Annotated in this window: 17 protein-coding genes; 11 read left to right on the top strand and 6 right to left on the bottom strand. The window is 64.7% G+C overall.

Annotation, left to right across the window (positions count from 1 at the left end):
- Positions 1 to 44: 44 nt before the first annotated feature.
- A complete protein-coding gene (locus MRBLMU1_RS01525; RefSeq protein ID WP_363495961.1) occupies positions 45 to 1,211 on the top strand; it encodes a pectate lyase family protein in 1,167 nt (388 codons plus the stop codon).
- 168 nt (positions 1,212 to 1,379) lie between these two features.
- Positions 1,380 to 2,849: a pectate lyase family protein gene (locus MRBLMU1_RS01520; protein ID WP_363495958.1), complete on the top strand. Its 1,470-nt coding sequence runs from the start codon at positions 1,380 to 1,382 to the stop codon at positions 2,847 to 2,849.
- Positions 2,850 to 3,001: 152 nt separating this feature from the next.
- Here MRBLMU1_RS01520 and MRBLMU1_RS01515 read toward each other — a convergent pair whose 3' ends face one another.
- Positions 3,002 to 4,390, bottom strand: a complete 1,389-nt coding sequence (locus MRBLMU1_RS01515) for an amino acid permease (RefSeq protein ID WP_363495955.1) — start codon at positions 4,388 to 4,390, stop codon at positions 3,002 to 3,004.
- A gap of 232 nt (positions 4,391 to 4,622) precedes the next feature.
- Positions 4,623 to 5,798: a sugar diacid recognition domain-containing protein gene (locus tag MRBLMU1_RS01510; RefSeq protein ID WP_363495952.1), complete on the bottom strand. Its 1,176-nt coding sequence runs from the start codon at positions 5,796 to 5,798 to the stop codon at positions 4,623 to 4,625.
- 183 nt (positions 5,799 to 5,981) lie between these two features.
- Here MRBLMU1_RS01510 and MRBLMU1_RS01505 point away from each other — a divergent pair, with 183 nt between their 5' ends.
- The 7 genes from MRBLMU1_RS01505 to MRBLMU1_RS01475 all read left to right on the top strand — a co-directional run bounded on the left by MRBLMU1_RS01505 (position 5,982) and on the right by MRBLMU1_RS01475 (position 18,776).
- Positions 5,982 to 7,304, top strand: a complete 1,323-nt coding sequence (locus MRBLMU1_RS01505) for an MFS transporter (protein ID WP_363495949.1) — start codon at positions 5,982 to 5,984, stop codon at positions 7,302 to 7,304.
- A gap of 11 nt (positions 7,305 to 7,315) precedes the next feature.
- Positions 7,316 to 8,461 carry a glycerate kinase gene (locus MRBLMU1_RS01500; RefSeq protein WP_363495947.1) on the top strand — a complete coding sequence of 382 codons (1,146 nt, stop codon included), beginning with the start codon at positions 7,316 to 7,318 and terminating at the stop codon, positions 8,459 to 8,461.
- Between the two features lie 43 nt (positions 8,462 to 8,504).
- A complete protein-coding gene (locus MRBLMU1_RS01495) occupies positions 8,505 to 11,180 on the top strand; it encodes a hybrid sensor histidine kinase/response regulator (RefSeq protein ID WP_363495944.1) in 2,676 nt (891 codons plus the stop codon).
- Between the two features lie 55 nt (positions 11,181 to 11,235).
- A complete protein-coding gene (locus tag MRBLMU1_RS01490; RefSeq protein WP_363495941.1) occupies positions 11,236 to 11,748 on the top strand; it encodes a sigma-70 family RNA polymerase sigma factor in 513 nt (170 codons plus the stop codon).
- Positions 11,749 to 11,783: 35 nt separating this feature from the next.
- Positions 11,784 to 12,677 carry a DUF4880 domain-containing protein gene (locus MRBLMU1_RS01485; RefSeq protein ID WP_363496446.1) on the top strand — a complete coding sequence of 298 codons (894 nt, stop codon included), beginning with the start codon at positions 11,784 to 11,786 and terminating at the stop codon, positions 12,675 to 12,677.
- Between the two features lie 115 nt (positions 12,678 to 12,792).
- Positions 12,793 to 15,381, top strand: coding sequence for a TonB-dependent receptor (locus tag MRBLMU1_RS01480; RefSeq protein ID WP_363495938.1), 2,589 nt, complete (start codon positions 12,793 to 12,795; stop codon positions 15,379 to 15,381).
- Positions 15,382 to 15,398: 17 nt separating this feature from the next.
- Positions 15,399 to 18,776 (top strand): DUF6250 domain-containing protein, encoded by a 3,378-nt coding sequence (locus MRBLMU1_RS01475; RefSeq protein ID WP_363495936.1) that lies wholly within the window; start codon positions 15,399 to 15,401, stop codon positions 18,774 to 18,776.
- A gap of 4 nt (positions 18,777 to 18,780) precedes the next feature.
- Here MRBLMU1_RS01475 and MRBLMU1_RS01470 read toward each other — a convergent pair whose 3' ends face one another.
- The 4 genes from MRBLMU1_RS01470 to MRBLMU1_RS01455 form a co-directional block, all read right to left on the bottom strand.
- On the bottom strand, positions 18,781 to 19,590 hold the full coding sequence (locus tag MRBLMU1_RS01470) for a hypothetical protein (protein ID WP_363495933.1): 810 nt from the start codon (positions 19,588 to 19,590) through the stop codon (positions 18,781 to 18,783).
- Between the two features lie 84 nt (positions 19,591 to 19,674).
- Positions 19,675 to 20,169 (bottom strand): REP-associated tyrosine transposase, encoded by a 495-nt coding sequence (locus MRBLMU1_RS01465; protein ID WP_363495930.1) that lies wholly within the window; start codon positions 20,167 to 20,169, stop codon positions 19,675 to 19,677.
- Positions 20,170 to 20,352: 183 nt separating this feature from the next.
- Positions 20,353 to 20,862, bottom strand: coding sequence for a TspO/MBR family protein (locus tag MRBLMU1_RS01460; protein ID WP_363495927.1), 510 nt, complete (start codon positions 20,860 to 20,862; stop codon positions 20,353 to 20,355).
- A 47-nt stretch (positions 20,863 to 20,909) separates the two neighbouring features.
- Positions 20,910 to 22,589, bottom strand: a complete 1,680-nt coding sequence (locus MRBLMU1_RS01455) for a hypothetical protein (RefSeq protein ID WP_363495924.1) — start codon at positions 22,587 to 22,589, stop codon at positions 20,910 to 20,912.
- A gap of 285 nt (positions 22,590 to 22,874) precedes the next feature.
- Between MRBLMU1_RS01455 and MRBLMU1_RS01450 the strand changes: the two genes are divergently transcribed.
- Together MRBLMU1_RS01450 and MRBLMU1_RS01445 are read left to right on the top strand one after the other, a co-directional pair.
- Entirely contained in the window at positions 22,875 to 24,668 is a 1,794-nt protein-coding gene (locus tag MRBLMU1_RS01450) for a glycoside hydrolase family 2 protein (protein ID WP_363495921.1), read from the top strand.
- Positions 24,669 to 25,868, top strand: coding sequence for a sensor histidine kinase (locus tag MRBLMU1_RS01445; protein ID WP_363495918.1), 1,200 nt, complete (start codon positions 24,669 to 24,671; stop codon positions 25,866 to 25,868).
- The last annotated feature ends 86 nt before the right edge of the window (positions 25,869 to 25,954 follow it).

Raw genomic sequence — 25,954 nt, 5'->3', positions numbered from 1 at the left:
CGACCTATTTAAAGGTCCGACACCCGACCATTAAGGACAGACCCATGGCACCAAAATATTCACTGTTATGCGCCGCGCTAGCGGCAATTTGCTCCACCGGCGCGTTTGCCGCCGACGCCACGTTCGACAAGGCCCCGACCACCGGCTTTGCCGGCACCAACGGCGGCACCACCGGCGGCGCGGCCGCGCCGGCGACCGCCATCTACAAGGTCAGCTCCGCCCGGCAACTGGTGGACGCGCTCAAGGCGCAGGGCGACAATCCGAAGATCATCAAACTGTACGGCACCATCGATCCGACCGATACCGACAACGGCGGCCCGTACAAAAGCGTGGCCGATCAAAAGGCGCGGCTGGAAATCAAGTTGGGCAGCAACACCACCTTGATCGGCGTGGGCAGCGACGCCAAGCTGGTCAACGCCAACTTGGTCGTCAACGGCAAGAAGAACGTCATCATCCGCAACCTGAACATCAATCTGCCGTGCGATCTGTTCCCGGTGTGGGACCCGAACGATGGCAGCGCCGGCAACTGGAACTCGGAGTACGACGGCGTGACCATCCTGGCCTCGACCAACGTCTGGGTCGATCACAACGTTTTCACCGACGCGCCCAAGACGGATGACAAGTTGCCGATCGAGAACGGCAAGATCAAGCAGTGCCACGACGGTGCGCTCGACGTCAAGAACGCGTCGGATTATGTGACGGTGTCGAACAACCGTTTCGAGCTGCACGAGAAGAACAACCTGATCGGATCGAGCGATGACAGGACCGCCGACGATGGCCACCTGACGGTGACGTTCAACAATAACCACTATCTGAACGTTGGCGAGCGGGCGCCGCGCGTGCGCTTCGGCAAGGTGCACATTTATAACAACTACTTCCAGGGTTCGCGCACGCACGCGATCTACAAGCACCAGTACAGCATCGGCGTCGCCTATAAAGCCAAGATCATCTCGAGCAACAACGCGTTCGAGATCGCCGGCGCCAGCAGCTGCCCGGACATCGTCAAGAATCCCGGCTCGTCCAGCAAACCGGGCGCGATCACCGACACCGGTTCCCTGTTGAACGGCAATCCGTTGAATGTGGCCGGGGCGTGCAGCCAGAGCAACGCGGTCGGCTGGACGGTTCCTTACACCGCGTCGCCGATGGCGGCGTCGGCGGTGAAGGCCTCCGTGCTGAGCAACGCGGGCACCGGCAAGCTGACCGTCGACTAACACCATTGAAGTAATCCACGCCCCGCTATGACAGGGGGCGTTCCCTTTAGCCTGTCCCCCAGGCTACCACGGTGGCGCCAAGACTTCTCCCCGGGCGCGGTCTGTTGCAGTCGTTCATTTCAAGTGGCCTGTTCGAGGGCCCGTAACTAACCCGTTAGGAGACAAATCATGGCACCAAAATATTCCGTAATGTGTGCGGCGCTGGCAGCGCTGTTTTCCACCAGCGCCCACGCCGTCGATTGGCCGAGCGGCTTTTCGAAATGCGCCGATGAGGGCGGGATGTGCAAGGCCGGCGCCAGCAGCCGGCAAGTGTCCTTCGGCCTGAAGGACAAGTGGGTGATCAAAACCTTGTCGGGCGACGTGGCTTGCACCACGGCGACCTTCGGCTCCGATCCGAATCCTGGCGTCAACGAGAAGTGCGCGGTTGGTCCGCTGTCGTCGACGCCAACCCCGACACCCACGCCGACTCCGACTCCGACTCCGACGCCTACCCCGACTCCAACGCCGACGCCGACACCAACGCCAACGCCGACTCCGGGCGACGCCACGTATCAATCGGCGCCGGCATCGGGCTGGGCCGGCACCAACGGCGGCACCACCGGCGGCGCGGCCGCGCCATCGACCGCGATCTACAAGGTCAGCTCGGCCTCGCAGCTGATGCAGGCGATCAAGGCACAGGGCGACAATCCCAAGATCATCAAACTGTATGGCACGATCGACCCGACCTCGTCGGACAACGGCGGCCCGTACACCAGCAAGGACGACCAGGCCGCGCGTCTGCAGATCAAGTTGGGCAGCAACACCACCTTGATCGGCGTGGGCAGCGATGCCAAGCTGGTCAATGCCAACCTGGTGATCAACGGCAAAAAGAACGTTATCGTTCGCAACTTGAACATCAGCCTGCCGTGCGATAAATATCCATTGTGGGATCCGGAAGATGGCGCCAACGGCAACTGGAACTCGGAGTATGACGGCATTACCATCCTGGCGTCGACCAATGTCTGGGTCGATCACAATGTCTTCACCGACGCGCCCAAGACCGATGACCAGTTGCCGACCGAGAACGGCATGCTTAAGCAATGCCACGACGGCGCGTTGGATGTCAAGAACGCCTCGGACTACGTGACGGTGTCGAACAACCGTTTCGAGCTGCACGCGAAGAACAACCTGGTGGGTTCTTCCGATAGCCGGACCACGGACGATGGCCATTTGACCGTTACCTTCAACAACAACCACTACCTGAACATCAGCGACCGCGCGCCGCGTGTGCGTTTCGGTAAGGTTCACGTCTACAACAACTACTTCGAGGGTTCGCGTAGCCATCCGGTGTACAAGCATCAGTACAGCATTGGCGTGGCTTACCTGGCCAAGGTGATTTCGACCAATAACGCGTTCGAGATCGCCGGTGCGAGCAGCTGCCCGGACATCGTCAAGAATCCCGGTTCGTCGAGCAAGACCGGCGCGATTGTCGATACGGGGTCGTTGTTAAACGGTAGCGCGTTGAATGTGGCCGGTGCGTGCAGCTTCAGCAATGCTGTCGGTTGGACCGTGCCTTATTCGTATTCTCCGCTGGGGGCATCGGCGGTGAAGGCTTCGGTGTTGAGTAATGCGGGGACGGGGAAATTGACCGTGAATTAATGGAGGGGTAGATGGAAAAAAATCCGGCGCGGCCAAGTGGTCGCGCCGGATTTTTTGCGTCCGATCAGCGGTATCTGAAATCTACATCAGGCCAGTGACGCTTCGCTAATCCGCCCTACGTGTTTCCGACGTGCATCTGGGTAACTGCGCCTCTAATTCATCACCGAATGCTTACGCGCGTAACCAAAGTAAATCAGCAACCCGATCGCCATCCAGATGACGAACGCGACCCAGGTATGCCAGCTCAGGTAAGTCATCAGCATGACGCAGAAGATCACCGCCAGCGCGGGAATCACCGGCACGCCAGGGCAACGGAATGCGCGCTTCAGATCGGGACGCTTCTTGCGCAGGATAACCACGGCGATCGCCACCAGGCTGAACGCGGCCAAGGTACCGATATTGATCAACTCAGTCAGGATATTCAGCGGCACGACGGCGGCTATCAGGCCGAACACAATACCCACCAGCCAGGTCGCGAAGTACGGCGTATGGAAACGCGGATGCACCGTCGACAGGCGCTTCGGCAGCAGGCCGTCGCGCGACATGGCGTAGATCACGCGGGTTTGGCCGTAAGCCATCACCAGGATCACCGTGGTCATGCCGAGGATGGCGCCGAGGTCGACGAATCCGGCGACCCAGTTTTCACCCGCATACTTGAGCGCTAGCGAGACCGGATGGTCGATGCCGAGGAATTGCTGGTAAGGCACGATGCCGGTCATGATCGCCGACACCACCACATACAGGATCGTGCACGCCGCCAGCGAGCCGATGATGCCGATCGGCAGGTCGCGCTCGGGACGCTTGACTTCCTCGGCGGCCGACGTCACCGCGTCGAAGCCGATGAAGGCGAAGAACACCAGCGCGGCCGCGCTCAGCATGCCGTTATAGCCGTAAGGCATGAAAGGCTGCCAGTTGGACGGTTGCACGTGGCGCGAGCCGACCGCGATGAACAGCAGCACCACGCCGACTTTGATGGCGACCATGATGTTGTTCAGGCGGGCCGATTCGCGCACGCCCCAGCTTAGCATGGCCGTCAGGATCAGCATGATGCACAGCGCCGGCAGGTTGATCCAGGTGGTGACGCCGGGCACGGCGCCGGGCGCGGCCGTCAGCACCGTCGGCAGCTTCCAGCCGAAGCCGGCGATCAGCGACTGGAAGTAGCCCGACCAGCCGACCGACACGGCCGACGTCGCCAGTCCGTATTCGAGCAGCAAGTCCCAGCCTATCATCCAGGCGGCCAGTTCGCCCAGGGTGGCGTAGGTGTAGGTGTAGATCGAGCCGGCGACCGGCACGGTGGAGGCGAATTCGGCATAACACAGCGCGGCGAAGCCGCAGGCGACGGCGGCGACGATGAACGACAAGGTCAGGGCGGGACCGGCGGTGACGGCGCCGGTGCCGGTCAGCACGAAGATGCCGGTGCCGACGATGGCGCCGATGCCCATCAATATCAGGTCGAAGGGACCAAGCACCTTGGCCAAGCCGCCCGGTTTGCGGGAGTTGGCGATCATGTCATCCAGATTCTTCGTTCTAAAAAGGCTCAAAATTGGGCTCCATTTATTTTTGTGTTTGTCTGTGTCTGTGGTGTGGGGGGCTGCCCCTCGCGCCGGATCGCGGCGCCGCCAAATGATACAGGAACTTGATATGAATTAATGATTTGCTTTGTTGCAATAACCCGCATGACTGACCAGTCCGTGTCCGAATGCCAGACTTGACCCCGCGGTTTATCTGTGACTGATCAGGCCGTGTCCGAATGTCAGACTTGACCCCCGGGTTTTATCTGTCGGTGAGCAGCGCGGAGACGTACAGCAGGAAACGGTCTTCCAGCCGCCCCAGGTCGAGGCCGGTGATCTCGCCGATGCGGCGCAGCCGGTAGTCGAGCGTGTTGCGGTGGATGTGCAGCGCTTCGGCCGTGGCGGCCGGGTGGCCGTCGTGCGTGAACCAGGCGTCGAGCGTGCGCTGTAGTAGTTCCTTGTTTTTGTCCTGCGCGCGCAGCCGGGCGATCGGCAGCTTCAGTTGCGCCGCTTGCCAGCCCGAGCCGAGCCCGGAGAGTAGCACCGGCAGCGCCTGCTCGTAGTAGCTGAAGCGGGTGCCGCGCGGCTGGCGCGCGCGGCCGATCCGGGATGCCGTGCGCGCGCTTTGGTAGGAGATGGCGACCCCTTCAATACCGGTCAGGGCGATGCCCATCGTCAGGGTATGGGCGTCGCCGCCTTCCTCTTTTAGCATGGCGGAGAGCGATTGCAGGCGCTTTTGCGCCCACGCCTGGGCATCCTGGGGCTGGCCGGGCGCCTCGGTTTTGGCGGCTCCCGGCGCATCGTAAAAGTCGAGGATGACCATTTCATGCGAACTGGCCGCCGCCGTCAGCGCCGCCGGCTGGCGCGTCATCATGCGCATTTGCAGGCGCTGGATTTCGGTCAGCGCTTCGACGCTTGCCTTGTCGTCCACCTCGAGCACGAAGACCAGGTGCGGACGGCCGAAATCCACGCCCAGCCGTCGCGCCCACGCTTCCAGCCCCGCATGGTCGGCGTTGTCATCGTTGATCAGTTTGAGGACGAAGGCTTCGCGGTAGCGGCTGTCGCGCTGCAGTTCACCGGCCAGCTGCGCCTGTTCCAGGATCATCTCGGCCGTCAGGCGCACCAGCTCGCCGAATTGTCGGACCTCGTCCGGCGCGCCGCTCAGGCCGACCGCGCCGCACAGCTGGCCGTTGACCGTCAGCGGCAGGTTGATGCCGGGCTGGGCGCCGTGCATGTTGCGCGCGCTGGCGCTGTCGATCTCGACGGCGAGTTTCTTGGCCAATGCCAGCATCGCCCCCGTGTGCAGCTCGCCGATACGCGCCGGATTGCCGCTGGCGATGATGCTGCCGCTGACATCCATCACGTTGACGTTGTAGGGGATGATTTTCATCGTGCGCGTGACGATGTCCTGCGCCAGCTGGGTGCTTAATATGCTCATGGTCGTTTCTATTGTAGTAATTTCCCAAGGATGAGGGCGATTTTAACCTTTTATTGCGGTAATATTTGTGCAAGTGCCCAATAATCTCCGCCGCAAGCGACCGATTCTCGTGCGTTTGGCCGATGTTTTTTTGTGGGCTATTCCAGATAATCAGCTCCACTATAAAAACTTTGGAGACCTGGAATGAGCAATCCGTCCATCGCCGCGCGACAGCCTGCGGTATCCGTCCTCGAGCGGGCGTACAAAAAGGCGACGTGGCATCTGATACCGTTTATCTTCGTCTGCTACTTCTTTAACTACCTCGACCGCGTCAACGTCGGCTTCGCCAAGCTGGAAATGCTCGACGCGCTCAAGCTGAGCAACACCGTCTACGGCCTCGGCGCCGGCATTTTCTTCATCGGTTACGTGCTGAGCGGCGTGCCGAGCAACCTCATCCTTCATAAGCTGGGCGCGCGGCGCTGGATCGCGGTGATGATGGTGGCGTGGGGCGCTTTGTCCGCCTGCATGCTGTTCGTGACGACGCCGTTGTCGTTCTATGTGCTGCGCTTCTTCACCGGTGTGGCCGAGGCAGGCTTCTTCCCGGGCATGGTGCTGTACTTTACCCATTGGTTCCCGTCGCAGAAACGCGGCCAGGTGATGGCGCTGTTCATGTCGGCGATTCCGATCTCCGGCCTGATCGGCGGTCCGCTGTCGGGCTGGATGCTGGCGCACTTTTCGGCCGGCCAGGGGGGCATGATGGGCTGGCAGTGGCTGTTCCTGCTGCAGGGCGTGCCGACCGTGCTGCTCGGCATAGGCGTGTATTTCTATCTGAACGATGGCATTTCGCAGGCCAAATGGCTCAACGCCGACGAGAAGCGCGCGATGCTGGACGCGCTGGCGGCCGATGAAAAGCAGCGCCAGTCCACCAGCACGGTCGGCCAGTCGTTCGGCGACGTGCTGCGCAACGGTAACGTGTGGATGCTGGGCGTGATTTACTTCTGTATCCAGATGGGCGTGTATGCGATCAATTTCTGGCTGCCGTCGATCATCAAGTCGCTCGGCTACCAGAGCGCGGTGACGGTCGGCTGGCTGAGCGCGGTGCCGTATCTGTTCGCCGCCGTCTTCATGATTTGGGCCGGGCGTTCGGCCGACCGCCACGGCGAGCGCCGCTGGCATGTCACCGCGCCGATGCTGATGGGGCTGGTCGGCCTGACCTTGGCGGCCAACTTCTCCAGCAATCCGGTGATCGTCATCGCCGGCCTGAGCATGGCGACCATGGGCGCGCTGGCGGCGTTGTCGATGTTCTGGGCGCTGCCGGCGGCCTTCCTGGGCAGCGCGGCGGCGGCGGGTGGTCTGGCGCTGATCAATTCGCTGGGCCAGATCGCCGGTTTCGTCAGTCCGTTCCTGGTCGGCTGGATCAAGGACGCGACCCAGAGCACCGATGTGGCGTTGTATATTCTGTCGAGCGTGATGCTGCTTGGTGCGATACTGGTGCTGCGTGTGCCGGCCAAGCTGGTCAACCGATGATGGGAGTACCGATGAAAATCGTCATAGCGCCTGACTCGTACAAAGAGAGCCTGTCGGCGATGGCCGTCGCCACCGAGATCGAGGCCGGCTTCCGCGAGATCTTTCCCGACGCCGAGTACCTGAAGGTGCCGGTGGCCGACGGCGGCGAGGGCACCGTGCAGGCCATGATCGACGCCAGCGGCGGGCGCCTGGTCGAACTGCGCGTGCGCGGTCCGCTGGGCGAGCCGGTATCGGCGTTCTACGGCATGATGGGCGACGGCCAGACGGCGGTGATCGAGATGGCCGCCGCCAGCGGCCTGGAACTGGTGCCGGCGGCGCTGCGCGATCCGATGCGCACCACCAGTTACGGCACCGGCGAATTGATACGCGACGCGCTCGACGCGGGCGCCCGGCGCTTCGTGCTGGGGATCGGCGGCAGCGCCACCAACGACGGCGGCGCCGGCATGCTGCAAGCCTTGGGCGGACGCCTGCTGGACGGCGCGGGCGAGGACCTGGCGCCGGGCGGCGGCGCGCTGGCGACGCTGGCCAGGATCGACCTGTCGGGACTCGACGCCCGCATCGCCGATAGCGTGTTCGATGTCGCCTGCGACGTCAGTAATCCGTTGGTCGGGCCGCAGGGTGCTTCGCACATCTTCGGGCCGCAAAAAGGCGCGACGCCGGAGATGGTCGAACTGCTGGACGCCGGCTTGCGCCACTACGCCGACATCATCGCCCGCGATCTGGAGCGGCCGGTGGCCGAGGTGCCCGGCGCCGGCGCGGGCGGCGGCATCGGCGCGGCGATGCTGGTGTTCCTCGGCGGCCGGTTGCGTCCCGGCAGCGAGATCGTCACCGCCGCCGTGGGCCTGGACGCCGCCGTGGCGGACGCCGATCTGGTGCTCACCGGCGAAGGCCGCATCGACAGCCAGACCATCCACGGCAAAACGCCGGTCGGCGTGGCGCGGGTGGCGCGGCGCCACGGTGTGCCGGTGATCGCCATCGCCGGCTGTCTGGCGCCCGGCGCGGCGGCGGTGCACGAGCACGGGATAGACGCCGTCTTCGGCGCGGTCAGCCGTCCGTGCTCGGTCGAGCAGGCGCTGGCCGACGCGGCGCGCAATGTGCGCGTGTCGGCGCGCAACATCGCCGCCGTATTGCGCTTGGGGAGCACGCTGGGGTTGTGATAAAGTTTCTTCCTGAGTAAGACACCGGTCAGGAAGGACTTTTATGGCGCAGGAACGTGGGAACCAGGGGTATGTGGCCACGTTGCCGACCATCCGATCGCAGATTTATAGTCTGGTTTGGGCCTGTGCATTACCTGCCATCATCGGGTTCGCGCTGCTGACCGATAATTTTTACGAGCGGGAGCGCACCCAGATCCAGCAGGACACCCTGATCACCGCGCGCGCGCTGATCCAGGCGGTGGACCGGGATCTGAACACCGGCATCACCGTGGCGCTGGCAATGGCCAACTCGCCCAGTCTCGATAGCGGCGACATCGCCGCCTTCTACAAGCAGGCTGCCGGCGCGCTGCGTCCCGAATTCCCGGGTTTTAATTTCGTCCTGAGCGACCGCGATTCGGTGCAGTTGATGAATACCGTGCGGCCCTACGGACCGTTGCTGCCCGATCCCGGCAGCGCCGAGCGGATCACCAAGGTGTTCGATACCGGCAAACCGGTGATCTCCGACTTGTTCATCGGCGGCGCGCTCAAACGGCCGCTGGTGGCGATCCACGTGCCGGTGCTGCGCGGAGACAAGGTCCTCTACGTTATCTCGACCGCCTACGTTCCGGAGCGTCTGGGACAGGTGCTCAAGGAGCAGCGGCTGCCGCCGGACCGGGTCATCGCCATCCTCGATTCGACCGGCGTGGTGGTCGCACGCACGCACGAAGCGGCCAGGTTCGTCGGCCATAAGGGCTCGCCGTCGCTGCTGGCGAAGCTGCCTCTCAAGCTGGAGGACGCGATCGAGGCGGTCACGCTCGAAGGTATTCCAGTGTATTCGATGTTCAGCCGCTCGGTGACCAGCAATTGGGCCGTCGTCATCGGCGTGCCGCGAAGCGTGGTGCTCTCGGAGATGCTGGCGTCGATCAAATGGATCACCGTTTTCCTGCTGGTGCTGTTGGCCACCGGCTTCGGCGTGGCGTGGTACTTCGCGCGCAATATCGCCGGTTCCGTCAGCGCCTTGTCGTCCGCCGTGGTCAGGCTGGCCGGCAAAGGCGGCATGCCGACGCCGCCCCAGCGCCTGAGTTTCCGCGAAGCCGAAGACGCCATCGTGACACTGCGCGCGGTCGAAGCGGAATTGCTGCGCTACCGCCATCACCTGGAAAACCTGATCGAGCAGCGCACGCTCCAGCTGCAATCGGCGGTGAAGCAGGCGCAGACCGCCAACGCGGCCAAGGACGTTTTCGTCGCCAATATGAGCCATGAGCTGCGCACGCCGATGAACGCGGTGCTGGGCATGGCCCATCTGCTGGGCACCACCGGGCTGTCGCCGGAGCAGGCCCGCTATCTGGAAATGATACGGGCGTCCGGCCAGTCGCTGCTGGGCATCCTGAACGACATCCTCGATTTCTCCAAGATGCAGGCGGGGAAGGTGGAAATGCATCCGGTGCGCTTCAATCTGGACGAGGTGCTGCACGCGCTGGCGGCCATCATGAGCGTCAGCGCCGGCGACAAGGATCTGGAATTGTGCATCGGCGTCGAACCCGATGTGCCGCGCGCGCTGGTGGGCGACGCGTTGCGCTTGCAGCAGGTGCTGGTCAACCTGGCTGGCAACGCGATCAAGTTCACCGAGAGGGGTGAGGTGTCGGTGCTGGTCGAACTGGTGGCGCCGCTGCCGCCCACCCTGGGTTTCATCGTGCGCGACACCGGCATCGGTATGAACGAGGAGCAGCTGGCGCGCTTGTTCTCGCCCTTTACGCAAGGCGACCTGTCGACCACGCGGCGCTTCGGCGGCACCGGCCTGGGACTGACCATCTCCAAAGGGCTGGTCGAACTGCTGGGTGGCGATATCGAGGCGCGCAGCACGCCCGGCGTCGGCAGCGAGTTCCGCTTCACGCTGCCGATGATGGCCGGCGACGAGACCCCGGCGTCGGCCCTGCGCGCGGCGGCCGCCGGTCTGCGCCTGTTGGTGGTGGACGACAACCACACCAGCCGCTCGTTCATCTGCAAGACCATCGAAGCCAGGAACTGGGGTTGCGACAGTGTGGCGTCCGGACCGGAGGCGCTGGAGCGTTTGCGCGGTGGCGCCGTCTACGACGTGGTGCTGGTCGATTGGCATATGCCCGGCATGGACGGGGTCGAGACGATCAAGGCGATCCAGTCGCAGATGGCCGATTCCAGCGTGCCGGTGATTTGCATGGTCAGCGCTTATGGCCGCGGCAAGGTGATTGAGGAAATGGCGGAGGTCTCCACCTCGGCCTATCTGACCAAGCCGGTGACGTCCTCCAACCTGTTCGACGCGGTACAGACGGCGCTCTCGCAACGGGAGTCGGGCGCCGCCGGCACGGCGGAGGCGTCGCCTTCGCCGGAGCTGGCGGGTGTTCGGCTGCTGCTGGTCGAGGACAATCCCATCAATCAGAACGTCGCCAAAGGCATCCTTGAACAGGCCGGGGCGGTGGTGGCCTTGGCTGAAAACGGCGCGCTGGCGGTGGAGCTGCTGCGCGGCGAGCGCTTTGATCTGGTGCTGATGGACGTGCAGATGCCGGTGATGGACGGTTTTACCGCCACGCGCCTGATACGCGAGGAGCTGCACCTGCAAATGCCGGTGATCGCCATGACGGCCGGGGTGATGGAGTCCGAGCGCGAGCAGTGCATCGCCGCCGGCATGGACGACTTCATCGCCAAGCCCATCGACGTCGAGCAGATGTTCTCGACGATCAAGCGTTGGCTGATTTCCGAATAAGCTAGATCGGAATTGTTCGTTTTATTACGCAAGCCGCCCGTTTATATTGGCGGCCATGAGTACCGTTTCCTTCGCTTCCGCCACGCGCGACACTTTCCTGGGCAGTGAATTCCGCCGCAGCTACGGTTGGCTGACCGCCAGCATGCAGCGGCTAGTCGGCTCGCGCAACGATGCCGAGGACCTGGCCGCGTCGGCCTTCACCGAACTGGCCGGACTCGATGACGTGGGCCATATCCGCCAGCCGCGCGCGCTGCTGACGACCATCGCGCGGCGCCTGACCTACGAGTTCTGGCGCCGGCGCGATCTGGAGCGCGATTATCTGGCCGAGCTTGCGCTGGTGCCCGAACAGTTCGACGCCTCGCCGGAGGAAGTGTGCCTGGCGGTCGACGAACTGCTGCGCATCGACGCGGCGTTGGAGCGCGTCAGCGCCAAGGCGCGCGAGGCGTTCATACTCAGCCAGTTCGAGGAGCTGGGGTATGCCGAGATCGCGCAGCGCCTGGGTGTGTCCGTGAGCATGGTTCGCAAATACGTCGCGCAGGCCCTGATGGCCTGTTGCGACTGCGCGTGATGGCTGCGGCGGCGTCTCCGCAACGACAGGCGGTGATGTGGGAGGTGCGGTTGCGCGAAGGCGACGCAGATGACGCGGAGCTGCGCGCGTTCGAGCGCTGGCGCGGCGCCACGGCGGACAACGCGGATGCCTGGGACGCGTTGCAGGAGCGGCTGGCGCAAATGGGCGGCGGATCGCGCGGCGTGGCGATGGCGCGTGCGTTGCGGGCGCCGTCGACGGAACGACGGCGTGCATTGCGTGCCGCCTTCGGCTTGCTGGCGCTGGGTGTCGGCGCGTGGGGCGCGCGCGAGGGCGCCCATGGACTGGGGCTGGACGCCGACTGGCGCAGCGCCGTGGGCGAGCGTGGCGTCGGGGCTTTGGCCGACGGCACGCCATTGACCTACGATGCGGACAGCCGTATCTACCTTGCGGGCAGCGCTGCCGCCCCTGTGCTGGATTTGCGGCAGGGGCAACTACTGTTGAAGTCTTCTCCCCAATCGGCCGGCATCCTAACCGTCTCCACCACGCACGGAACCGTTGTCTCCAGTGGCTCGGTACTCAATGTCGGCCGGCTGCGCGAGCGTAGCGTGGTGTCGGTGGGGGCGGGCAGCGTGCTGCTGCGGCCTGCGGGACGGGCCGCCGTGCCGATCGAGGCCGGCCAGACTTTCTATTTCGATCGCCACGGCGCCAGGGCCAGCGAGCTGTCCTTCGCTGCCGCCAGCGCCTGGACGCGCGGCGTTTTCGTCGCCGACCGCCTTTCGCTGGCGGAACTGCTGGAGGTCTTCGGCCGCTATCGCACCGGGTTGCTGCGCGCCAGCGGCAAAGCCGCGACGCAGCAGATCAGCGGCGTATTCCGTCTCGACGACATCGATAGCGCGCTGCTGCAGGTGGCCGCCGCGCTGCCCGTGAAGCTGACGCGGTATGGCCGCTATGTGGCTGTTTTCAGCTGATCGTTCGCGTCCAATAAAAATATTTTCGCAACGTGCTGACGCTTTTGGATTCTCGCCGCACATGTGTTGTGAAGCGCCTCGGTTGAGGTGCATAACCACTCTTGTGAGGCACGTCTTGAAAAAAACACACCACATGCTGGCCATCCTGGCCGCCACCCAGTTACTCGCATTGCCGGCGGCGCTGGCGCAGGACGCCACGCGCCATCCGTATCAGCTGGCCGGGGCGCCGCTGGACAAGACGCTATTGCGTATCGCCGCCGAAAGCGGCGTGGCGCTGGCGTACGATCCGAAGTTGGTGGAGACGGCGCGCTCGGCGCCCGTCAGCGGCAATTTCAGCGCCACCGAGGCGATCACGCGCGCTTTGGAAGGCACAGGCTTCGAGCTCGCCACCAGCGGCGGCGGGCGCACGCTGACGATACGCCGCGCGCCGGCTCCCGTGGCGCCGGTTCGCCCGGCATCGCCGATCCCGGCGCCGATCGTGCAGACGTCGTTGCGGCAGCCGGTTGCCGCCGCCGCCGCGACGCCGGCAACCGAGGTGCTGGCGCGCGTGACGGTCAAAGGCGCCCGCCGCAACAGCGCCGATCAGGAGACCGACAATATCCAGCGTGCGCCGACATCGTCGTACCGCGTGACCGGCGATGAAGCCGAGCAGCAGAACCTGACGACGCTCGAGGATTTGCAGCAGTTGATTCCGGGCCTGGTGATACAGAGCACCGATCCGTCCGACACGCAGATCACCATCCGTGGCGTCGGTGACGGCGGCGGCCAGGCCAGCGGCGACGCCAATATCGGCATGCCGAGCAGCGTGGCGATTTACGTCGACAACGTCTACCTTGCGCGCGCCGGCATGCTGGGGAATGGCCTGGGCGACATCGCCTACGCCGAGGTGCTGAGCGGGGCGCAGGGCGCGGCCTTCGGCGCAAACGCCACCGGCGGCGTGTTGAATATCCATACACGGGAGCCGTCGTTTACGCCGGAGGCGTCGGCCACGGTGTCGATCGGCGAGAACGGCTACACGCGGGGACGGGCGATGGTGTCAGGTCCATTGTCGGATTCTTTGGCGGGGCGCCTGAATCTGGTCTATAGCAATAACGACGGCGCGGTCACCAATGTCCGCAACGGCAACCGCCTGAATGGCGGCTCCAGCACCGGAGTTCGCGGACAACTGCTGTACAAGCAAGGCGACGCGTTCCGTCTGCGTTTGAGCGCGGACTACAGCAACACCAATAGCGAGCCGACGCCGGTGCTGCTGGCCACCAATGTCTTCAGCGGCACCGATGGCTACGTGGCCAAGTCCAAGACGATCGGGAACAACATCGTGTTCGGCCCGCAGGTCGATCTGGACGATGAAAACCGGGTCCACGTGGTGCAGGGCGGCGCGTCCGCCGTCGCCGATTGGCAGCTCGACAGCGGCTACAAGCTGCGGTCCGTGACGTCGGTGCGCTACTTCCGTACCAATCCGACGATGGCCGACGGCTTTAGCGTCAATATTTATAACAACACCGGCACGCAGGTGCGCGACCATACGTGGTCGCAGGAGTTTCGCCTGGAATCGCCGATCGGCGAGGATTTCGACTACGCGGTCGGCCTGAATTATCTGGGCCAGAATCTGGACACGGTGGCGCATACGCGTTACGCGGCCGGCACTCTGGCCGGTGTGTACTACGCATCGGCCTCCTACAACAACCTGGACGTCATCCGGTTCGGAAAGCTGCGCGATCATATGCTGTCTCCTTATGCGCAGGGCACCTGGCACATTGCGCCGGGCTGGGATTTGAATGGCGGCTTGCGCTTCAATTACGAGGAGAAAAGCGGGCAGTTCGTGCGCCTTAACCGCGTTCCCTTCAATTCGGGCAACCTGAAGGAATATCACCAGCTGCCATCGGGGACGCTGGTGCTGAAGTATCAACTGGCGCCGGAATGGAACACCTATCTGGCCGGCTCCTACGGCGAGAAGTCCGGTGGCCTCAACGTCTCGGCGGGAGCGGCCCGGCAGGCAGGCAACGATTCGCTGTACATCAAGCCTGAGAAGACCAGGACCGCCGAATTGGGCGTCAAAGGCTCGCTGTGGGATGACAAGGTGACGGTGAAGGCCGACGTTTTCCTCACCGAGATCAGCGACTTCCAGACCCAAGGTTACAATCCGGATGACCAGCAGACCTACCTGATGAACGCCGGCAGCTTCCGCTCGCGCGGCGCCGAGACCAGCATCCGGGCGGAGCTCACGCGCAATTTGCAGGTCGATTTCGCCGGCGTGTATAACGACGCCACCTACACGGACTACGACAACGCCCGCTGCGCGCCGGAGGTGACGTTGTCGCCAAAGCCGCCGCCGTCCTGCAACCTGACCGGCCAGCGTGTTTTCAACGCACCGAAGGTCACGTGGAACGCCAGCGCGCGCTATAGCTGGCGCAGCGAAAATGGCCTGAACAACTTTGTCGGCGCGCGCTATTCCTATCGCGGCTGGATGTACGGCACGGTGGACAACTCATCGCTCACCCGCGTGAGTAGTTATGGCCTGGCCTCGTTTTCCGCCGGCACCGGTGGTAAGCTCCAACGCGGCGACTGGAGCGCCTCGCTCTGGGTCAACAACGCCTTCGACAAGACGTACTACCGCCGTCTCTCCAGCGGCGATTACGGAACGGTCTGGGGCTGGCTGGGCGAGTCGCGCACGATCGGTGCGACTCTGACTTACAAATACTGAGTACGGAGCGGCGGCAAATGAGCGATTCACTGGAACGGCGTCAGTTTCTTAAACTGGCGTCCTTGCTGACGGGCGGCGTCGCCGTGCTGGGCGATTTGCTGCCAGGGCAGGCGTTTGCGGCGCAGGGCGCGGGTTCCGTGCACGCTGCGAAAACACCAGCCGACGAGACGGCGTTGCACTGGCTCGAAGGCGCGCCCGCCAGCTTTAGCGGCGCTACCTGGGGCGTGCCATGGCCACAGGGGCGGGTGCCGAAGCACGCGGCGTTCGAGTTGCGTGGCGCCGGCGCAGGCAACGGCCGCGTGAAGGCCGTGCAATCCTGGCCGCTGGCCTATTGGCCGGACGGTACGCTCAAATGGTCGGCGCATGCGCTGCCGCCCGACGCCGGCGGCGGCAAGCCCGAAGCCGGCTATACGCTGCATCCGCTGATCGGCGCCGAAGCCGCCACCGCCGGTCAGGCCGGCACGGCGCTGGCGAAGGAGGGTTCCGGCGGCATCGACATCGATACCGGCGTGCTGCAATGCGTGCTTCCGCGTTCGGGAACCGTACTGGTGACCGCGATGAAGCGATCGGGAAAACCGCTGCTGCGCGACGGCCGGCTGGTGCTGCTGGTGGACGATGCCATCGACGACGAATCGGCGGGCGCCGCGCGCCGCTCGTACGATGGCGTCATCGACAAGATGACGCTGGAGCAGAACGGGCCGCTGCGTGCGGTGGTCCGCGTCGAGGGCAGCCACCGGCACGCGGATGGCGCCAGGCTGCTGCCGTTCGTGGTCCGACTCTACTTCTACAAGAATTCGGACACGGTTCGCCTGGTCCATACGCTAGTGTACGACGCCGACCCGGCCAAGGCCTATATTCGCGGCGTAGGCCTGCGTTTCGGCGTTCCGCTGGACAGCCCGCTGCACGACCGCCACATCCGCTTCGTCGGCGACAACGGCGGCGTGTTCGGGGAGGCCGTGCGCGGCCTGACCGGTTTGCGCCGCGATGCCGGCCAATCGGTCTACGACGCCCAATTGTCCGGCCGCGCGGTTTCGCTGAAGGAGATGTCGGCCGCGGTCACCAAGGGGCTGTCTTACATCCCGGCCTTCGGCCACTACACGCTGCTGCAATCGCATCCGGATGGTTTCTCGATCAGCAAGCGCACCAAGGCTGGCCAGGGCTGGATACACGCCGCCAGCGGCGCGCGCGCCACGGGCACGGGCTACGTCGGCACCCCGGACGGCGGCGTCGCTTTCGGCGTGCGCAATTTCTGGCAAAGCTACCCCGGTCAGATCGACATCAGCGGCGCGGAAACCTCGCTCGCCACGGTCACCATGTGGCTGTGGGCGCCGAAGGCTTCGGCGATGGACCTGCGTTTCTACCATGACGGCATGGGCGAGGACACGTTCGAGAAACAGCGCGCGGCGCTCGACATCACCTACGAAGACTACGAGCCCGAATTCGGCACGCCATATGGCGTGGCCCGCACCAGCGAACTGGAATGGCAACTGCTGGCCGCGACGCCGGCGGCCGATGAATTGGTGGGTATCAGCCGCCGCATCCAGTCTCCGCCCCAGTTGCTGGCGTCTCCCGCGCGCCTGTATCAGGCTGGCGTGTTCAGCGAATACTGGAGTCCCGCCCAGGAACGTCCGTCGCCGGAGGCGGCCAAGCTGGAAAAGCAGCTCGCATGGAGTTTTGATTTCTATCGCAACCAGGTCGAGTACCGCAAATGGTACGGCTTCTGGGACTACGGCGATGTGATGCATACGTATGATGAACAGCGTCACGTCTGGCGCTACGACGTCGGCGGCTATGCGTGGGATAACTCGGAGCTGAGCACCGATATCTGGCTGTGGCACTACTTCCTGCACAGCGGCCGCGCGGATGTGTTCCGCATGGCCGAGGCGATGACGCGCCATACCGGAGAGGTCGATGTCCACCATATCGGCCCGTTCGCGCCGCTCGGTTCGCGCCATAGCGTTCAGCACTGGGGCGACAGCGCCAAGCAGCTGCGCATTTCGACCGCCGTCAACCGCCGTTTCATGTACTACCTGACGGCCGACGAGCGCATCGGCGATTTGCTGACCGAGCAGGTCGACGCGGTGGAGCGGCTGCGCACGGTCATCCCGGGCCGCAAGATCGGTCAGGTCGCGCCGACGGACGATCCGAAAAATTATGCGAGCGTCGCCTTTGGCACCGACTGGGGCGCGGTGGCGGCGGCCTGGTTCACCGAATGGGAGCGAAGCGGCAAGCCTAAGTACCGCGACAAGCTGTTGGCAAGCATGGCGAGCATCGCCGCGCAGCCGCTCGGCTTCCTCGCCGGCGGCGGCGTGATGGACTTGCGCACCGGCGCTTATGTCGTTGACCGCGAGAAGAAAATCAGCGTGTCGCATCTGAGCGCGGTCTTCGGGCTGCCGGAGATCTGCAGCGAATTGATACGCACCGTGCCGCAGCCGGCATTCCGCGACGCGTGGCTGCGCTACTGCCGTCTATATAACGCCAGCGAAAAGGAGCAGAAGGCGGAACTCGGCCAGGACCTCGGCAAGCTCAATCTGGGGCAGGGGCATGCGCGTTTGCTGGCGTACGCGGCGTTCCAGTGGCAGGACCGCGCGATGCTCAAGCGCGCCTGGGCGCAGTTCTACGAGGGGCGGGCGGGGCTGGTCGAGAAGGATCTGGTGTCGCGCCGCGTGAAACCGCCCTTGGTGCTGACGGAAGTGGAAGAGGCGCCGAGGATCTCGACCAATTCGATGGCCCAATGGGGGCTGGGCGCGCTGGGCATGATGGCGCTCGATGCGGCCAGCGCCACCGTCTACAAGGACGACTTCCAGCGCTTCGATCCACAGGCATGGGCGGTGGAAGCGGAGGCCGGCGACGCCGGCAAGGCGGCACAGGCGGTATCGCGTGCCTTGGTGCTGGAGGCCAGCCGTGGCCTCACGGTCTGGCTGCGCAGGCAGTTGATCGGCCACTACGAGATCAGCTTCACGCGGACCGTGCTGGCGGACGGGAAACCGCACGAGCGCTTGTCGGACCTGAACTTCTTCTGGGAGGCGCAGCTGGCCGGTGGCGAGGCTGCGCAGCTGTTCAGCCGTTCGGGCAAGCTGGAAGAATACGACAAGGTGCCGATGTTCTACGCCGGCATCGGCGGCAACACGAATACGACGTCGCGTTTCCGCTACTACGACGGCAGCGGCGAACGCAAGCTGCTGCAGGAATACCTCGCGCCGGAGTATCTGCTCAAGTCGAACCATCCATACCGTATTCGCATCGTGGTCGATGCCAAGGGGACGCGCTTGTATGTCGACGACCGCGAGTTCTTCTCGGCGCCCGGGCCGCTGGCGGGCGGCGGTTACTTCGGATTCCGCACCACGCAGTCGCGCCAGAAGATCGAGCACTTCGAGGTGCGGCGCGTGGGGTGACCGGTCAGAGTATCAGGACGCCCTGGAGCGAGGAGATCTTGTGCGGGTCCGACCAGCTGGCGAGCAGCTTTCCGCCCGCGCCGAACTCCAGCAGTTGGCGGCCTTTGTGGCCGTTTTCGGCGCCGTGTCCCTGCCAGTTGGCGACCATGACGCGGCCGTCGTCAAGCAACTGGAACGTCGCGTAGAAAAACGGCGACACCTCTTCGGGCATGGCGTTGGCGCCGCCAAAGGTCGAAATCAGGTTGCCGCGCCGGTCGAAGCGCGCCATGAAGGCGCCGTAGCCGGCCGAGACCAGCGTGGAGCCGTCGACCATGCGCTCGGCCTTCCATGCGTGCTCGAAGCCAGGCGCGCGCATCGCGTTCAGCGCGATCAGCGAGGCGTCGGTTTCCAGAATGTGGTCGTTCATGCAGAACAGATAGGTGCCTATATCGGTGGTGCGCATCAGGCGCACGTAGTCGCCATCGCGGCGCACGCTGGAGACCTGGCGGTACTCGCGGTCGAGGGTGAGCACGTTGACGCCGCCGGTGCCGTCGAGGTTACGGCCGGTGACCAGGATGGCGCCGTTGACCAGGCGGAGCGCGGAGGTGACGCCGGTCCAGCGGTCGCAGGCGGAGAGTATTTCGCCGGAGGAGATGGAGAGTTCGAAGAAGCCGCGTTCGAAGCCGATCAGGGCGCGGTTCGGGCCGATGCGCTGCATATCGCGGGCGGCGGGGAAATCGGCCAGGCTGCGCGTCCAGCCGTAGCGGGGATTGGTGGTGTCGATCAGCGACAGCTTCTGGTGGCCTTCGTCAATGGCCAGAAATTGGTGCTTCATTCGTCTCCTTCATGGCTTTTTTGCAGATCGTATCATGGCGGGGCGGACTGACGCCACCGTACCATCGGAGACACGTAGGGCGGATTAGCCGAAGGCGTAATCGGCCAACTCACGCGACCCACACCAATCCACCGGATAAACCCCGGCCGCGACATAACGATGAAAACTCGACCAGGGCCAATCCTGTACCCGCTCAACCAATCCATGCTTGACCGGATTCCAATGTAAATAATCCAGGTGGTGGGATAGATCACGCTCATCCCGCACCGCATGTTCCCAATAGCTCTGTTGCCAGAGCCGCTTCCCGTGTCCGGCGTAGCGGGTCATGTGGGTTTTGATCAGGCGCCAACGCAATGAGAAGTTGCTGTCGTTGACAGGTAGGCGCCAGAGCGCGTGCAAGTGATCGGGGAGCACGACCATGCCGACGATTTCGAACGGATGCCGTTGGCGTACCTTTTGTATGGCGGTGCGAAGTATCAGCCTGGCCTCGGGAGCGGAGAATATCGGTGCGCGACGCGCCGTCACGAGGGTGAAGAAATATGTGCCTCCGTCAACGTATAGACGTTTGTACTCTGACATGTGATTCTCCTTGGAGAGTCACTTAGCCTAGTCTGGTGCTGAAAGAAGCGATTGTGGTACCGCAAACGGGGAGATTGTTCGCGCTTGTTGCTCTGTTCTTGGCGACTCCTGGCCGATTACGCCTTCGGCTAATCCGCCCTACGTGTCTCTGTGGCTTGTCCGCACGAACTTAGCAAGCTTGCGTTAGCCTAAGACCTGTGGGTTGCGTTGCCAGATGCTGTAGCATAACGCTGTGGCGTAGCTTACCCACAGGATGTAGGGCACCAGGAACAGGCCGGCGATCCTGTCGCGCCGCCTGAATGCGCGGATCGTGGCGGCGATCAGGAGCCATAGCACCAGTATCTCCACGAATGCCCACATGCCTTGGCGCCAGGCGAAGAATAGCCATGTCCACAAGGCGTTCAACGCCAGTTGAACCACGTATAGCGTCATCTCCGTCCGCACGCCGCCTTGGTCGTCGGTGCGCTGCACACGCCATGCCGCCATGCCCATCAAAAGATACAGCACGCTCCACGCGGGGCCGAACAGCCACGCCGGCGGCGCCCACGAGGGCCTGTCCAGCCGCATGTAGAACGCCCCAGCCTGCGCGGAAGCAAACGCGCCGATGGCGGCGAAGGCGAAAGTCAGCAGCAGCCAGCCGGCAAGCGCCGGCAGCCGGAGTGGTCTGGCATGGGTTGGGGTGTCTGGCGTCATGACTCGGTCGGTTTAATCGCGGTGGCCCGAGTGTAGCCCGCCGCCGCTCAGCTATCTGTACGCGATCGTACTTTTTGCCGCCTTCGGCGCCAGGCCAGGGCGGCGCCGCCCGACAGGCAAAGCACGCCGGCCGCCAGGACGTAGGTCGCGGTGACCGATTGCGGCCTCTTTTCCTTCGGCGCGAGGGGATTTTTCATCGAGGCAGGAAAGTCGCGCGGCCCCACCGGGATGATTTTCCAGTCGGCGCGGTCGGCCGGAGCGCGTCGTTGATATTCGCTGAGCGACAGTACCGGATCGTAGCCGAACGCGCGGGAGGAGGGGAACTGCGGGATGCGCACGAAGACGATCGCCTCCAGATCTTCCGCCAACTGCGCTTCCATCGCGCTGAGCGCGCCGCCTTTGTTCGTCAGCCGGTTCAACAGATCCTCGCTTATCGTCTTGAAGGCGACGAAGGGCATCAATTCCGTCCGCTCGGTCTTGAGGTAGTCGTAGGCGCTTTGACCGCTGGCGAGACTGACTTCCTTGAGCGCCATGTACGGCAGCGCCACGGCGGCCTTCAACGGACTTTCGCCACCCAGGCGCGGAATGCCCCAGCCCAAAGTGCGCAGCGTTTCGACGTTGATGCCGGCGCAGTTCGTGCCGGCATGGCGGTAGTGGAAGTCCTGGCTATAGAAGTGGTTGAAGACGCGGCTGATCGCCTCCTGATAGAGCGCGGGCACCCGCTGGTCTTTCATGACGGCGACCAGCATGTACGAGGGCCGATACCACGATTGGCCGCTATTCAGGTCCGCCATGTAGGCGTCCATCGGCAGCGTCGAGGCGATGATGCCTTTTTCGCTGACCGATCCGAGGTTGTAGAAGTTGTTGACCAACCAGTTGTCCCAGCCGCCTTGCCGGTCGAAGCGCCCGGTGGCCACCGCGAAGTGGCCGCCATAGGCTTCGTCGTCGTCGCCTTGCGCGCCATTGAGGATGAAGGCGAGCGCCGGTTTTCCGGCCAGTGATGAATCGCCTGCGCCGTCGCGGCGCCATAAGGTGCGCGCGGCGAACGGCTCGCGCGCGCCGCCGCCGTTGATACGCACCAGGCTTTCGATGGATTCGCCGTTCTTCAGCGGGGACGGGACGGGCAGGGCGGGCATGTCGTAGTCCCTCGGCCACAGGGTGCGCGCGTGGAAGGCGCCATCCTTGTGCACACCGCGCGCCTTCATCTCGCGTCCGGCGAAATAGGCCTGGCTGCTGGCGTCGAAGTACGAGCGGTTGCTGGCAAGCCTGGCGGTCAGCGCCACCGGCAGCGCGGAATCGACGCCGATCAGCGATGCGGCATCGGCGGCCAGGCGTCCTTCGGCGACCTGCGGAGAACCGATCCATAGCAATTGCGGCGGCTTGCCTTCTGCTTTGCCGGAGGTGGCGGCCAGCCACGCGCGGACGTCGTCCTGCGCGCGCAGTTGGGGTGTCGAACCGACTGCGTTTTTACTGGCGACGGCGACGGTGTCGTCGCCGAAGTACCACAGGGCTTGCCGGGAAGCGGGACAGTCCTTGCAGTCGGCCCTGGTGATGCGGAAGTCGGTTCCGGGATAGAGACCGATAAAGCTTGCGGCCAATGCGTCGCGGGGCTGGTTGGCCGCGGGTTCGGCCTGCGCGGCCGTCGCCGTGGAGATCAGGTAGAAAGCGGCGGCGCCCATGGTCACGGCCAGGCGTGCGGGATGTGGCGGAAGGCGGGATTGCGGCATGTGGCGCTCCGTGTCGGTGGACGCGTGGTAGCCGCCGTTGGTCGGCCGGCATCGCGAATCACCACTGTACGGGAGTTGCCAGAGGGCATTCTTAACATCCATCAACAGTCAAGTCCGGACCATGATGCCATGTTTTGACAGATGTGGGGCGTGGAAGCCGGACATGCCGGGCGGGTGATTTTGCCGTTCAATTCCGCTCGGAATTGAACGTCGGCCCGGCGGCAGGATTGGTAGGATGGAGTCGATCCGGCGGTGGCGCCGTCGCTTTCACACGCGGGGAGTCGCATGAGTTTGACTGAGCGTCTGTTTGGGTATCCGCGCCCGCAACTGGTGCGAGACGAATGGCAATCGCTGAACGGCGAATGGGAGTTCGCCTTCGACGGCGACCGTCGGCACGGCATGGCCGGCGACGACGTCGCCTGGGTCCACCGCGTCAACGTGCCATTCGCGCCCGAATCCGCCGCCAGCGGACTGGGCGACCAATCCTTTCATAGCGCTTGCTGGTACCGGCGCCGTTTCGAGCTGGCCCGGCGCGCGCCGCGCACGATGCTGCATTTCGGCGCGGTGGACTACCACGCCCGCGTCTGGGTCAACGGCATGCTGGTGGCCGACCACGAGGGCGGCCACACGCCGTTTTGCGCGGACATCACCGATGTGCTGGTCGAGGGGCCGGTGCAGACGTTGGTGGTGCGGGCCGAGGACGACCCGGCCGACCTGGCCAAGCCGCGCGGCAAGCAGGACTGGCAGCTCGAGCCGCACTCGATCTGGTATCCGCGCACCACCGGCATCTGGCAAAGCGTGTGGCTCGAACCGCTGCCGGCGACCTACATCCGGGCGCTGCGCTGGACGCCGGTGTTCGACGGGTTCGAGATCGGCTGCGAGGTGCTGGCCGGTGGCGATCCGCGCGCCGACATGTCGGTCGAGGTGCGCGTCACCCACGACGGCACGCTGCTGGCGGCGGACCGCTATCTGATGGTCGGCATGGAGGCCACCCGCAAGATTGTGCTGTCGGACCCGGGCATCGACGATTCACGCAACGACCTGCTGTGGAGTCCGGAGAGCCCGACCCTGCTCGATGCCGAGCTGACCTTGTACCACGGCGACCAGGTCATCGACCGGGTCCGCTCGTACACGGCGATGCGCTCGGTGGCGATCAACCGCGACCGCTTCATGCTCAACGGCCGGCCGTACCCGCTGCGGCTAGTGCTCGACCAGGGCTACTGGCCCGACACCTTGATGACGGCGCCGTCGGACGCGGCGCTGCGCCGCGATGTCGAACTGGCCAAGGAGATGGGCTTCAACGGCGTGCGCAAGCACCAGAAGATCGAGGACCCGCGCTATCTGTACTGGGCCGACCGGCTCGGCCTGCTGGTGTGGGGCGAGATGCCGTCCGGCTACGCCTTCAGCGCGCGCGCGATCACCCGGCTGCTCAAGGAGTGGACCGAGGCCATCGAGCGCGACTACAGCCATCCGTGCCTGATCGTCTGGGTGCCGTTCAACGAGTCGTGGGGCGTGCCGAACCTGACGTCGATGCAGGCGCACCGCAACGCCGTCGAGGCCTTGTACCACTTGACGCGCATGCTCGATTCGACCCGGCCGGTGATCGGCAACGACGGCTGGGAGGCGTCGGCCACCGACATCCTCGGCATCCACGACTACGACGCCGACCCGGTGCGGTTGCGCCAGCGCTACGAGGTGAGCGATCCGGTGCGCACCCTGTTCGACCAGCGCCGTCCTGGCGGGCGCATCCTGACGCTGGACGGCTTCCCGCACCGGGGCCAGCCCATCGTGCTGACCGAGTTCGGCGGCATCGCCTACGACACCCGGGCCACCGGCCGCCGCACCTGGGGGTATTCGCGCGCGGCCGACGCCGGGTCGTTCCTGGCCCAATACACCGAGTTGCTGAAGGCGGTGTCGGAGACGACGATGTTCAGTGGCTTTTGCTACACGCAGTTCAGCGACACCTTCCAGGAGACGAATGGCCTGCTCAACGCCGACCGCAGCCCGAAAGTGGCGCTCGAGGAGATCCGCAAGGCCACCTGCCACGGCGCCAACCTGTTTCCACTACCAGGGGTTTGAATGACCGATCCATCGACAGCAAAGCACACGCCGGCCATCATCGGCACCGACCACGACGACCGTCCGGAGGACTTGCCGCCCGTGGCGCGGCAACTGATCGGCCTGCGCGAGCAACTGATGGACGATTGGACCGCCGCCATCCTGGCCGACATCCAGCGCGCCAATCAATTGCTGCCGCCGATACTGATCAACACCTTGCCGACGTTTTACGACAACCTGGTGCAGGCGCTGGCCCCCGGTTATCCGCGCCGCGACGCCGTCGAGGGCACGTCGATCGCCTCGGCCCACGGCGACGAACGGGCCCGCATGACCACCTACCAGCCGCACGAGCTGATCGCCGAGTACCAGATCTTCAAGCGCGTGTTCCTGCGGATGGTCGAACGCGAGCGGGTGCCGCTGACGCCGGAGCAACTGGTGCAGGTCCACGACTCGGTCGACGCCGCCGTGCTCGAGGCGATCGCCGCCTACACGGCGACGCAGGAGCGGCTGCGCCAGGACTACGTGGCCACGCTGGCGCACGATCTGCGCACGCCGCTCAGCACGATAGGCATGGCGGCGACACTGTTGGCGAGGTGTCCGGAGCCGCGCCAGGCGGCCGATCTGGCCGCCCGCGTCCAATCCAATGTCGAGCACATCGACGCCATGGTGCGCGAGCTGCTCGACACGGCGGCCCTGAACAGCGCCCAGAAACTGCCGCTCGATATCGACTGCTTCGGCCTGCGCGAGCTGGCCGGGGAGGTGCTGCGCGACGCGCCTCAGCGGCCCGGCCCGTACGAGCTGGAAGGCGACGCGCCGCCCGGCCACTGGAGCCGGCGCCTGCTCAAGCGCGCGTTGGAGAACCTGCTGCGCAACGCCTGGAAGTACGGCGATCCGGAGCGGCCCGTGCGGATCGCCATTTCCACCGCGCCCGGCCGCGCCGGCATCGCCGTCAGCAACAGCGGCGAGCCGATCCCCGAGGACCGGATCGCCGACGTGTTCCTGATGTTTCACCGCCATGCGCGCGACGGCGTGCAGGGCTGGGGACTGGGATTGCCGTTCGTGCGGCATGTGGCCGAGTCGCACGGCGGCAGCGTGCTGATCGATAGCTCGGCCGAGCGCGGCACGACCGTGACCATCGATCTGCCGGCCGATGCGCGGCCGTTCTCGACCCAGGAACAAGCCCCGCAACACGCGCGGGAAGCTGGATGGCAAGCGAGCTAGGATCAGTCCCACGCGGGGGCGGCGTGCGAGCCGATAGCAGCGCCGTCCCAGGCTTCGGATAATCACTCGACCGGCCGCCCGGCCGG

Origin of the sequence: Burkholderia sp. LMU1-1-1.1 (genome assembly GCF_040675865.1) — a bacterium.
Taxonomy (GTDB): Bacteria; Pseudomonadota; Gammaproteobacteria; order Burkholderiales; family Burkholderiaceae_D; genus Rugamonas.
This window is presented reverse-complemented; position numbering and strand designations above follow the sequence as displayed.

What these genes read in the sequence shown, in the direction of transcription:
- MRBLMU1_RS01525 (WP_363495961.1), top strand. Translation starts at nt 45, where the DNA reads ATGGCACCAAAATATTCACTGTTATGCGCCGCGCTAGCGGCAATTTGC.
- MRBLMU1_RS01520 (WP_363495958.1), top strand. Translation starts at nt 1,380, where the DNA reads ATGGCACCAAAATATTCCGTAATGTGTGCGGCGCTGGCAGCGCTGTTT.
- MRBLMU1_RS01510 (WP_363495952.1), bottom strand. Translation starts at nt 5,798, where the DNA reads ATGAGCATATTAAGCACCCAGCTGGCGCAGGACATCGTCACGCGCACG.
- MRBLMU1_RS01505 (WP_363495949.1), top strand. Translation starts at nt 5,982, where the DNA reads ATGAGCAATCCGTCCATCGCCGCGCGACAGCCTGCGGTATCCGTCCTC.
- MRBLMU1_RS01500 (WP_363495947.1), top strand. Translation starts at nt 7,316, where the DNA reads ATGAAAATCGTCATAGCGCCTGACTCGTACAAAGAGAGCCTGTCGGCG.
- MRBLMU1_RS01495 (WP_363495944.1), top strand. Translation starts at nt 8,505, where the DNA reads ATGGCGCAGGAACGTGGGAACCAGGGGTATGTGGCCACGTTGCCGACC.
- MRBLMU1_RS01490 (WP_363495941.1), top strand. Translation starts at nt 11,236, where the DNA reads ATGAGTACCGTTTCCTTCGCTTCCGCCACGCGCGACACTTTCCTGGGC.
- MRBLMU1_RS01485 (WP_363496446.1), top strand. Translation starts at nt 11,784, where the DNA reads ATGTGGGAGGTGCGGTTGCGCGAAGGCGACGCAGATGACGCGGAGCTG.
- MRBLMU1_RS01475 (WP_363495936.1), top strand. Translation starts at nt 15,399, where the DNA reads ATGAGCGATTCACTGGAACGGCGTCAGTTTCTTAAACTGGCGTCCTTG.
- MRBLMU1_RS01470 (WP_363495933.1), bottom strand. Translation starts at nt 19,590, where the DNA reads ATGAAGCACCAATTTCTGGCCATTGACGAAGGCCACCAGAAGCTGTCG.
- MRBLMU1_RS01465 (WP_363495930.1), bottom strand. Translation starts at nt 20,169, where the DNA reads ATGTCAGAGTACAAACGTCTATACGTTGACGGAGGCACATATTTCTTC.
- MRBLMU1_RS01460 (WP_363495927.1), bottom strand. Translation starts at nt 20,862, where the DNA reads ATGACGCCAGACACCCCAACCCATGCCAGACCACTCCGGCTGCCGGCG.
- MRBLMU1_RS01455 (WP_363495924.1), bottom strand. Translation starts at nt 22,589, where the DNA reads ATGCCGCAATCCCGCCTTCCGCCACATCCCGCACGCCTGGCCGTGACC.
- MRBLMU1_RS01450 (WP_363495921.1), top strand. Translation starts at nt 22,875, where the DNA reads ATGAGTTTGACTGAGCGTCTGTTTGGGTATCCGCGCCCGCAACTGGTG.
- MRBLMU1_RS01445 (WP_363495918.1), top strand. Translation starts at nt 24,669, where the DNA reads ATGACCGATCCATCGACAGCAAAGCACACGCCGGCCATCATCGGCACC.